General features: G+C 39.0%; 11 protein-coding genes. 3 read left to right on the top strand and 8 right to left on the bottom strand.

The window, feature by feature from the left end; all coding sequences use genetic code 11:
- Window positions 1–16: 16 nt before the first annotated feature.
- The 8 genes from tagD to yaaA all read right to left on the bottom strand — a co-directional run bounded on the left by tagD (window position 17) and on the right by yaaA (window position 8,564).
- On the bottom strand, window positions 17–409 hold the full coding sequence (gene tagD / locus PXH68_RS02980; RefSeq protein WP_248027500.1) for a glycerol-3-phosphate cytidylyltransferase: 393 nt from the start codon (window positions 407–409) through the stop codon (window positions 17–19).
- A gap of 771 nt (window positions 410–1,180) precedes the next feature.
- Window positions 1,181–2,374 (bottom strand): beta 1-4 rhamnosyltransferase Cps2T, encoded by a 1,194-nt coding sequence (gene cps2T / locus PXH68_RS02975; RefSeq protein ID WP_248027503.1) that lies wholly within the window; start codon window positions 2,372–2,374, stop codon window positions 1,181–1,183.
- Window positions 2,375–2,762: 388 nt separating this feature from the next.
- Window positions 2,763–4,124, bottom strand: coding sequence for a sugar transferase (locus PXH68_RS02970; RefSeq protein WP_248027505.1), 1,362 nt, complete (start codon window positions 4,122–4,124; stop codon window positions 2,763–2,765).
- Between the two features lie 21 nt (window positions 4,125–4,145).
- Window positions 4,146–4,838 carry a tyrosine-protein kinase gene (locus PXH68_RS02965; RefSeq protein ID WP_248027507.1) on the bottom strand — a complete coding sequence of 231 codons (693 nt, stop codon included), beginning with the start codon at window positions 4,836–4,838 and terminating at the stop codon, window positions 4,146–4,148.
- A gap of 9 nt (window positions 4,839–4,847) precedes the next feature.
- Window positions 4,848–5,537, bottom strand: coding sequence for a Wzz/FepE/Etk N-terminal domain-containing protein (locus tag PXH68_RS02960; RefSeq protein ID WP_248027510.1), 690 nt, complete (start codon window positions 5,535–5,537; stop codon window positions 4,848–4,850).
- 15 nt (window positions 5,538–5,552) lie between these two features.
- Window positions 5,553–6,281, bottom strand: coding sequence for a CpsB/CapC family capsule biosynthesis tyrosine phosphatase (locus PXH68_RS02955; protein ID WP_248027511.1), 729 nt, complete (start codon window positions 6,279–6,281; stop codon window positions 5,553–5,555).
- A gap of 1 nt (window position 6,282) precedes the next feature.
- Window positions 6,283–7,728, bottom strand: coding sequence for an LCP family glycopolymer transferase CpsA (cpsA, locus tag PXH68_RS02950; protein ID WP_248027513.1), 1,446 nt, complete (start codon window positions 7,726–7,728; stop codon window positions 6,283–6,285).
- A gap of 101 nt (window positions 7,729–7,829) precedes the next feature.
- A complete protein-coding gene (yaaA, locus tag PXH68_RS02945; RefSeq protein ID WP_248027515.1) occupies window positions 7,830–8,564 on the bottom strand; it encodes a peroxide stress protein YaaA in 735 nt (244 codons plus the stop codon).
- 92 nt (window positions 8,565–8,656) lie between these two features.
- On the opposite strand from yaaA, the gene PXH68_RS02940 reads away from it, so the two are divergent.
- Genes PXH68_RS02940 through PXH68_RS02930 form a run of 3 tightly spaced genes read left to right on the top strand, consistent with a single transcriptional unit; the run spans window position 8,657 to window position 11,055 of the window.
- A complete protein-coding gene (locus tag PXH68_RS02940) occupies window positions 8,657–9,103 on the top strand; it encodes a DUF1836 domain-containing protein (RefSeq protein ID WP_248027516.1) in 447 nt (148 codons plus the stop codon).
- Window positions 9,087–9,734, top strand: coding sequence for a PAQR family membrane homeostasis protein TrhA (gene trhA, locus PXH68_RS02935; RefSeq protein ID WP_248027518.1), 648 nt, complete (start codon window positions 9,087–9,089; stop codon window positions 9,732–9,734). The genes PXH68_RS02940 and trhA overlap by 17 nt, the downstream gene beginning before the upstream one ends.
- Before the next feature lie 58 nt (window positions 9,735–9,792).
- Window positions 9,793–11,055 carry an aminotransferase-like domain-containing protein gene (locus PXH68_RS02930; RefSeq protein ID WP_248027600.1) on the top strand — a complete coding sequence of 421 codons (1,263 nt, stop codon included), beginning with the start codon at window positions 9,793–9,795 and terminating at the stop codon, window positions 11,053–11,055.
- The last annotated feature ends 30 nt before the right edge of the window (window positions 11,056–11,085 follow it).

Below are 11,085 nucleotides of genomic sequence, written 5' to 3'. Positions count from 1 at the left end.
GTAACAATCCTAAATATTATTTATTCAGATCTCTTTTTATTTGTGTTGTACTTATTTCAGGGGTCCGCGGAAGATAAACTACTTCAACACCTTCTTCTTTTAAAAAGTCAAATTTTCCATTCCAATCATCCCCCATTACAAAAGTATCAATATGATACTCATGAACATCTGTTATTTTTTGTTCCCAGCTTGTTTCGGGAATTACAAGATCTACATAACGAACTGCCTCAACTAATGCTTTTCTTTGCTCATAGGTAAAATAGCATTTCTTTTGTTTTTCAATCCAGTTGAATTCATCCGAAGAGATTACTACTACAAGATAATCTCCTAATGCTTTAGCACGTTTCAAAAGATTAATATGACCATAATGCAACAAATCAAATGTTCCATAAGTGATTACTCGTTTCATTTCTTAATTCCTCTCATAATTATCGACTTTTAAAAACAAATTTAATTTCTAAAATAATATTATTTTCAGATTCTCATCTCTATCTATCAATTCATAATCAGCTCATGGTGTGCCTTTCTCATTTTTAAAATAGCGTCAACTTTTGAAGTGAGTAGTGTTGACGTTTAAATTTGATATATACTGATAAGTAATTTAAAGTTAATAAAACATTTATACTTTAGACTAACTTCTGAATTTCTTCATTCTAATAAGAACATCCGTAGATTTAACCAAATTTTCTACTCATATAATGTCACAACAATTAAAATTTGTAATCGAGGCAATTAAATCACTCAAACCTAAACATTAAAAAGGTGATTCTAGACAACCATATGCTATTCCAAATTCTTTTGTCAAACTCCTCTAGTTATCTGTGAAGAAATTCTATCATCATCTTATCTGAAACCTTGAGAAATCCCCGTAACTTTTACTATATTTTTAACGAACTACATATCTCTAGAAGATAAAATTACTGTTAGTTCTATCCGAAGAGTATCATTTTTGAAAACAATTAGATCAACTTTTTAGAATATAGATAATCAATAAAATACGAATCTATTAGTAATATCTAAATGACCTCTTTTTATAACTATAAAGTTTAAGATTATGCTACAACTCTGATTTTATCTATTTCTTGTACTTTTTTAGTCGATAAAATGTTATCAATATGATTTAATGCAAATACGGAATACTATGGAAAAGGAACTTTCCTTCATAGCTGAACCAATAACTCTAGATAATTTTGATTTTTTTACTCCTATACTTAAATAACTTCTCATACTCATCAACGATAAATTCCCAAGAAAATCTTTCTTGTACTTGTTTTGTTGATAACAGGTCCATCTGTTCAATGTCTTCTTGAGATAAAATCTCACTTTCTTCAATAATTTTATGAAGGTTGTCTTTAGCCCAATACAGTGCTCCATCTTCACCAACTTCTCTATTAAATCCAACATCAAGAAGTAGATTTAATTTTGTAGAGGAAAGCGCCTCCAATAATGATGGATTTGTGCCGCCAACTTCATGACCGTGAAAGTACGCAAATGCATTTTCACGAATATATTTCAACAGCTCTTGATTATAAACTGTACCTACAAATTTGATACGGTCATCTTTATCAAATCCTGTTTCTTTTTTGAGCCTGTCATAAAAAGCATTTTGCTCTACATTCGTTATCAAAACAAAATCTTTCTTAGAGTTGGATTTCATAAACTCACGAATCATTGACTCATAATTATTTTCTGGTACAAAGCGTCCAACAACTAAATAATAATTGTTTTCAGAAACGTTCTTGTCGTTATACCACTCTCGTACTACATTATCTTCCGAAGATAATTCTGATTTACTTAAATCAGTCCCATAGGCAATGTAAGTAGTTTTCGGTGAATATTTTTGATAATCGTTTTGAATATATTTTTCTATATTTTTACTATCACAAATTAACAAGTCGGCATATTTTACCATTAATGACTCTGATATTTTCCAATACTTACGTACTGGAGCACTCCATTTTTCACGCAACCACTCATGACCATCAGGATTAACAAATAATTGCCCTCCCATTTGGTGAATTTCTTTTTTGTACTTAGAAATAAAAGGTCCAATGCGACACGCTAGAATATAAAAGATAGGTTGCTTGTCTTTGTTCTTTTTAGATAATTCAATAGCCTTTCGTAAGGCTGCGATGTCATAAGCAATCGCCTTAGCAGGACCAATATTAGGAACATCGATATTAAAACACGTTGCCCCATTGTATTCAAAAGTATCGGCGGTGATACTTGATTTAGCCGAATTATCTCTCATACATGCAACAAAATATTTAATGTCTTTATTCTTTTGGTTTTCCGTTAACTTGTCTACAAAAGTTTCAAAACCTCCATATTTTGCAGGAATCCCTTTACTTCCTATGATATAAACTGTTTTCATATCTTATTTCACTTCATTTCTAATATATCACAAACGTTCTCTTATAAAAGAAGCTTGGTGTTTATTGCTGCCTAAATTATCATTATTCTCTGATCTGCAAAACTTATAGCACCAATATATCATTTGTATACAAACCAAAGAATAGGCTGCAACTCTAACAACTCCTATAGATAATAATATTATTAATTTTATTCCAAATTCAAATTGCATGTAATTTCACTTACAATTAGTATTTATTTCACTTTCTGACGAATCTCTATTTTCGTTGCTTAAGCTACAACAAAAGGAACATTCGAAAGGCTATTCATTAAGACCAAGAGTTTGTCATTACTTTAGAAAATAAATAATCAATTGATTTCCTTCAATCAACTTCGATTGCTAGTATATCTTACTTAGCCCCTTCTCTGAATAGGATGACCTTGATGGTCAATAAGATAATTTTAACATCAGACCAGATTGTCCAATTATCGATATAAGCCAAGTCTAACTTCACTACCTCATCAAAATTGGTGATATCGCTTCTTCCACTAACCTGCCAAAGTCCTGTAATCCCAGGTTTAAAGCTGAGGCGGCGTTTTTGACTAGGTGTATAGGCTTCAAACTCATCAACCGTTGGCGGTCTGGTTCCGACCAAGCTCATGTCTCCCTTTAGTACATTGTAAAATTGTGGGAGTTCATCTAAGCTGGTTTTTCGAATAAAATGGCCAATTTTTGTAATGCGGGGATCGTTATCCATCTTAAACATCCCCCCCTGCATTTGATTTTGCTCTAACAATTCTGATTTGCGCGCTTCAGCATCCTGACTCATGGAACGGAACTTATAAAACTTAAAGACACGACCATTTCGACCAACGCGGTCCTGAGCAAAGATAACAGGTCCGCCATCCTTTTTGATGATCGGAGCTAATATAAGATATGCAATTCCAAATAAGACCAGACCAACGAGGGAACCGATGATATCCACAATGCGCTTCAAAATCACATGACTAATCGAATAAAAATTGGAAGAAAAGCTAATGATGTGGAAATTCCCGAAGTGGCGAATTTTTTTGCTGCCAAATGTATCGAGGTCATATAGGTTAACATGCACATTGACTTCGATTCCCATGACTTCAAATTCTGAAATCCAATAAGCCAAATCCAAGTCTGTCTGACTGCTTGGAACATTGATGAAAACCTTGTCGATGGCCTCTGTTTTGGCAAAATGAATCGCATCTTCCACTTGAACCCAATGCAAGTCGCCAACTTGTTTGGGCTCCTTGTCCATTAAGACAATACCTGCGATATTCTCAGGCTTCAATCCGAGTGTTTGTAAGTTGGTCAAGACCTGATCCAAACGTTCTGAAACAGTAAGCACCAATAAGCGATTGGCTGCCGTAGACTGATGCAGACCTTTCAATACGAGGTTAATCAGATAGATCCCCATCGTATTCAAGACAAGGAAATAGATGACTTCCCAACGTGAAATGATAAAATTCTCTTCTAGCATAAACGCTATGAAGGATAAAGAGAGTGAGAAGATAACATTGTAGATGACAACTTTTTCCAGTTCCCGAATAGCGTCCCTGTTCCAAAAATTTTCTTCCATTCTAGAACTGTAATAGGCAAAAAAGTGTATCAATCCTAGAATAATCAAATCAGAACGCGTCATATCTGTGTAGGGAAGTTCTACAATTACCATCCCAACTAAAATCACAACAGCTAATTGAACAAAGAGAAGGTTTGACTGCCTCCTACTACTATTTTCCATCCAAAATCTCCCTATGGAACGCTATTTTTTCCCGTAATTTCCGTAGCTACCGTAGTTTCCGTATGAACCATATTTCTCCAAAGAGGTATCAAATTTATTCAAGATAACACCAAGGAATGGTGTTCCTGTTTGTTCTAACTGTTCTTTGACTTTCAAAACTGCCTTGCGTTTGACTGTGCCTGCTTCTGCTACGATCGCTGTCGCATCACATTTTTGAGCAATGATTGCCGCATCAATGACCAAACCAAGTGGTGGAGCATCGACAATCACGTAATCATAGTAACGTTTCAGGGTAGCAATCAAACTGTCAAAGTTCTTGCTTTGTAAAAGAGCAGTTGGGTTGGGCGAAATATTCCCAGATTCAATGACTGTTAGATTTGGAACATCCGTTTCACACAAGCCTTGTGACAAATCTGTCCGTCCTGAAAGGTAATCCGTCAAGCCAGTAATTTTTGTTTTCGGCTTAAAGAAACCAGACATAACGGAGTTTCGAATGTCTGCATCTACCAAAATAGTTTTGTAGCCTGCACGCGCGAAAGCAATAGCAATACTAGCTGCAGTGGTACTTTTTCCTTCATTTGGTTGAACAGAGGTGATCCCCACTACCTTGATTCCATCACCACTCAATTGGATGTTGGTCCGAATGGCGTTGAAATATTCTTCCGTTTTCTTAACCAATTGTTTCTTATTTCTTGCTAATTCAAGATGTGACATGTTTTACTCCTACTTCAATTTGTTAATATTTGGTACAACACCCAAGAGTGGGAGACCCATTTTTTCTTCAACGTCTTCTGGACGCTTGATTCGGTCATCTAAAACTTCCATAATTAGAATAAAGCTAGCAGCCAAAAATGCACCAACCAAAAATCCCAAAGCTAAATTTCGTTTTGTATTTGGTGAAGATGGTGATTTGGCTGGTGTAGCCTCTTCCAAGGTTGTCACATCACTCACTTTGGTTACTTCGATAATTTTTTCCGCTGCAACGGTGCGGAGACTGTTGGCAATGCGAGCTGCTTCATTTGGATCACTGTCACGAACAGTAATCGACACAATACGGGTATCGACTGGAATTTGAACAGAAACTTTCCCTTTAAGATCATCTGTCAACCCCAAGTCCGCTTCAACTTGAGACAAAACATCTTGAGACATGATGATTTCTTTGTAGTCCTTAACCAAATAGGTACCGGCTTGCAATTCCTGGTTGGTCAAGCCCTGCGCACCTTCAACCGATTGATTGACCACATAGATGCGGGTTGTTGCATCAAACTGTGGTGTCATCAAGAATGCTGAAATGACAAAAGCAATAACAGTTGTCACCAAAGAGGCAACGATGATAAAAAACTTCTTTCTCCACAAAGTTTTTAATAGGTAGAGAACATCAATCTCTAATAGATTTTCTTCCTGATTTTTCATAATATCTCCTTATTCTTACAACTTATTTTTCAATAAATCCAAGGGATTGTTCATAAACAAATCCTTGGCATAGTCTTGGCCATAACGCTGGCTGATTAATTCATAGGCCTCTTGCATATAAGGTGGCCGTGAAGATAGGTTGTGCATATCAGAGGCAACAAAATGGACCAAATCCTGATCTAAAAATTGCTTGGCACGTTTTTTAAAGGCCTTATGACGGTCTCCAAACATTTTGGCTTTCAAGACACTGGAACTATTAATTTGCATATAGGCTCCTTGGTCAATGAGGGATTGAATTTTTTCAAATTCTCCCTCTAAAGCCTCGTATCGTTCGATGTGAGCAAGAACAGGTGTCTTACCCATTGCCAGTAATTCTCGAACTGCTTCTTGAATGACCTTTAAAGGTGTGTTGGTTGAAAATTCAACTAAAACTGCATCTGAGCTGGCATAGCCTGGTATTTCTTTTTTTTCGAGTTTATTTAAGTATTCTCGACTATAATAAATCTCTGCTCCATAGTAGATAAATAGGTCATCTGCTACTTGTTTGGCTAACTCTTGCACCTGGCGGAAGTTTTGCCAGATGGTTTCTTCTGGCGTTTCAAACATTCCTTTTCGCCGGTGCGAAGTCGCAACGATTCCTCTGACACCCTGGCGATAGGCTTCTTGTAATAAAGCCAAACTTTCCTCTGGCGTCTTTGGTCCATCATCCACCCCAAAGATGATGTGAGAATGTATATCTAGCATGTTAATTCCCCGAAATGATTGATTGAATCTTATTAGTTACTTGTGTCAAGCTATCTTGATTGATTTCAAGCATGTAGAGTTGTGAAGTTGGCATAGCATAAGATGGCAAGTCCATGCGACCAGTACCTGTCAAATCTTGCGATTCAACAGAATAAGAAGAACCTGATTCCATCTGTGTATTGACCAGTTGCATCATGGTTTCCAATGGCATATCTGTCTGAACAGAGGATTCAATACCTGAGATAATCTCTTGGTAGTTGGTCAAATTCTCAGGTTTACTTAATTTTTCGATCAAGGCTGCAATCACTTTTTGTTGATTGCGTCCGCGGTCTGCATCCCCATCTGCTAATGAATAACGCTCCCGAACAAAACCTAGAGCTTGCTCTGCATTGAGATGGATAGTCCCTACTGGAAAATCAAAGTTCCCATGAGTGCTAGTGAATGCCTGATCATTATAAACATCTATTCCTCCTACTACATCAATCAAATTCAAGAAGGACGTGAAATTGAGTCGGACATAATAGTGGATATCTATTCCATACAGGTTTTCCAAGGTATGTTCCGAAGCTGTCACACCATAGATACCCGCATGGGTTAATTTATCATATTGATTTTGACCACCGTCAGCAATAGTTACATAGGCATCCCGAGGCGTAGTTGTTAACAAAACCTTATGGGTCTTCATATTGACCGTCATGATGATATTGACATCTGAACGTGACACAGATGAAATCGGTCCATAGGTATCGATACCGCTAATGTAAATGTTGAGCACGTCTCCTGAAACTTCTTCGTTGCTCGCATCGACTTCTTTTGTAATGGTATAGGTAAAGATTTTCTTCACTTTGGAAGCAAAGTCCGGCACTTCAGTTTCAATAATATCTGAGAAAACACCATTCAATACCATGGCTTCTGCTCCACCATTCATCATGGTATTGTAGGCATCTAAATAGGAAGACGATTGGGTCAATGGGAGGTCAAAATTCTCCATCGATTTGACATTAGCTACCAATTCATCAATGTTGCTGGCATCATTGGCAGTCGGCGCTAGGACGCTGGTCAGTTGGCTGACATCGGTAATGGAACTATCAGCAGGAACAATGACACTCATCTCATACTCTGTAAAACTAGACGAAGAGTTTAGATTGGATGACAGATTGACAACGCTTCGCAAACCATAGAGTCCCAACGAGCTAGCAAGTAAGGCTAGCACCAGCAGGATGCATGTGAAAATACGAGCAGCTTTTTTGAAGACTAAAAAAACGCCTAATAAAAAGACTCCAACCATCAATCCTGTCACCACATGGTTGATAGCCCGAAAATCAAGCACTTGGTAGCGGTACATTGTGATAAGAAACAAGCCCGCTAACAAGCCATACACGATGAGTAAGGCACTGTTAACGAGGCCAAGTTTAGAGGAGTTCTTCCGATTTCGCTTGTTATTCATATAGACCTTCCTTTTACTATAACACTCCAATTATATCACATTGGAAATGGCATATCTACAAATATTGTGTAAATGAAAACGTTAAATTGAAATTTTTGCATTTATTTACTGATAATTTTCGTAAATAATATATTAAATTTGTTAGATTGATCAGCTTGATAGCTAAAACCGTCAACTTCCAATCGTAAGACCTCCTTCAAATCCTGGATCTGTTTTTCTGCTAAGAGAGAAACCATTCGCCCTCTTGCTTTTTTGGAAATGGTTGAATGGACTCGTTTTTTTCCATTTAGGATTTCTGCAAACTGGATGCGAACCATCTTTTTCTGAAGGGCTGGACTGAATACTTGTTCAAATTCCGATGATAAGAGGGAAATCACTAAATCTTCTCCTTCTAGTTGGCGGTCATATGCTTGACGCCAAAATTGTTTTAAGGAGCGGGAGCCTATTTTCACACTCCCCTGAAAGTCTAATCGATGGGGAGAAATGAGGTCAAAAGGCGAGATTAACCCATAGAGACCTGTCGCAATCAAGACATGCTTGTCTAGATAGTGCTCTTCTGCAGCCGATAGGTCACGACGCTTCATATAGCGGTACATGAGGCCATCGTACAGTTGAAAAGCTGGATAAGACTTGGCCTGACCATGAAGGATTCGTTGCCACCGATCTGCTTCTAGCTGCGCCCTATCTTCATTGAGTTTGTAAAAATGTGCCAATTCTGCCAGGGACAACTGGGCAAGTTGGGTCGTAACTTGCTTGCTAGCTTCTGACAAAGGTTGAAATGGAAAATTATCAAGGTTTGTATTTAATTCTTTTGCATTAGGTAATAAAATTTTCATGCAACTATTATATCATAGAGACCTTTTTCTTGCATTTTCAATCCTTATAAGTTAAAATCTAGTTATCATAACTAGATGAAAAGGTGATTGAAATGATTAACTTACCTACTTGGGAGCAACTGCCCACGCTCGACCTTTACTTAGACCAAGTCTTGCTCTACGTCAATCAGCAAACCAGCTCTGCTATTTCCCTAAAAGAAAAACCGCTGACTGCTGCCATGATCAATAACTATGTCAAACATGGCTATCTTCCCAAACCTATAAAGAAAAAATACGGACAGCGACAGCTGGCACGGCTCTTGGTTGTGACCATCTGCAAGCCTATCTTCCCAATTGCCAGCATCCATGCGGTGATTGAGCAGCTGGGGAAGGAGATGGATTCACAGGCTCTCTATGATAGTTTTGTTGCCAGTCTGACAGGGAAATCAGCCCCAGTCCATCCCTTAATCGACAAGGTGTGCCAAACCATTCTCGCTTATCAGGAAGCTATCAACTTAGCAGAATCCTACCTTGGAGGCCCTCATGAACCAAAGCTTTAAACTCTCTCTTCCACTCTCTTTTGGTGAGGAAGTCGGCAATGCGGTTACCCACGCAGTTGCTGCCCTAGCCATGCTGATTTTGCTACCGATTTCTGCCATTCACTCTTTTGAAACAGGTGGGCTTTTGGCTGCGACTGGGACCTCCATCTTTATCATCAGTCTCTTTCTCATGTTTCTGTCCTCCGCCATTTACCACTCTATGTCCTACGGTTCGACCCACAAGTATGTCTTGCGTATTATCGATCATTCCATGATTTACATCGCTATTGCCGGCTCCTACACCCCAGTTGTTTTAGATTTGATGAACAACTGGCTGGGCTATACCATTTTAATCATCCAGTGGGGGACGACCATTTTCGGCATCCTCTACAAGATTTTCGCCAAAAAAGTCAATGAAAAATTCAGTCTGGCCCTCTATCTGATCATGGGTTGGCTGGTGATCTTGATTCTGCCACCGATTGTCCAACAGACTGGTCCCAGCTTCTGGATCTTGATGTTGGCTGGTGGACTGTCTTACACCATTGGGGCTGGTTTCTACGCTAAAAAACGCCCCTACTTCCACATGATTTGGCACCTCTTTATCATCTTGGCTAGCATTTTGCAGTACCTAGCTATTGTCTACTTTATGTAGGTCTTGAGGTTTGACCGCATTTTCGCTACAATATAGAAAAACTGTACGGGGACAGATGATGAGTATTTACCAAAAAATTGTCGCAGATATTATTGAAGGAATTGAGACCCACCGGTACAAACGAGGGCAGAAACTGCCCTCTATTCGCCAGTTAAGCAAAGAGTACGGTTGTAGTAAGGACACGGTCCAGAAAGCTATGTTGGAACTTAAGTACCAGCATCGGATTTATGCCGTGGAAAAATCTGGCTACTACATCCTAGAAGATCAGGATTTTCAAGATCGGACTGTGGAGCTGAATCCGGAAGACTTTCAACAATTGCCTTATGAAGACTTCCGCTCTTGTCTGACCGAGAGTTTACTTGGTCGGGAAAACTATCTCTTCAATCACTACCACCAACAGGAGGGATTGGAAGAGTTGCGGATTTCCTTGCAAGGCTTGCTGGCTGATTATGCTGTCTATACAAAAAAAGACCAGCTTGTCATCACAGCTGGTAGCCAACAGGCCCTTTATATCCTCAGCCAGATGAATTTTGGTGAGGGGCGGACGGATATTCTTCTCGAATCTCCTACCTACCATAGGATGCAAGACTTGGTGGAGCGACAGGGTCTACCTTTCCAAACAATTGAACGAACCTTTGAGGGCATTGACTTGCAGGAACTGGAAGCTATTTTTCAAACAGGTAAAATCAAATTTTTCTATACCATTCCTCGTCTCCACAACCCATTAGGGGCAAGCTATGATCTAGCCAGCCTGAAAAAGATTATTGAATTGGCTGAGCGTTATCAGGTCTATTTGGTGGAAGATGATTACTTGGCTGACTTTGATGCGCAAAAGCACTTGCCCCTCCATTACTTGGACACAGCTGGGCGGGTTATCTATATCAAATCTTTCACGCCTACTCTCTTTCCTGCTCTGCGATTGGGAGGCATCGCCCTCCCTCAAGAACTACTATCCCCCTTCTTGCAGTACAAGAGTTTGATTGATTACGACACTAACCTCATCATGCAAAAAGCCTTGTCCCTCTATATCGATAACGGGATGTTTGCCCGTAACACTCGGCACCTTGTGACGATGGGACAAGAAGAGGAGAGTCAGATGAGAAAGCTGCTCACAGCCAGCCACCTAGACCTTGCCGTTCGCTTTACTCCCCATGGCATGATTCTTGAAATCCCTCATCAGCATCCTATCCCAGTCCCGCTTGTAGAGGGAGTCCGTTGCTACAAGGGAAAGCAGTTCAACTACCTTGTCCTGCAGCTCCCCAACAACCATTCGCAAGCTATCCAATCTTTCCTAACCAAGCTAAGCAAAAAAGAAAGTTGATGCAACTTTCTTTTTTTGTTGGTCTGATGA

The organism is Streptococcus sp. 29896, from assembly GCF_032594915.1.
Taxonomy (GTDB): domain Bacteria; phylum Bacillota; class Bacilli; order Lactobacillales; family Streptococcaceae; genus Streptococcus; species Streptococcus suivaginalis.
This window is presented reverse-complemented; position numbering and strand designations above follow the sequence as displayed.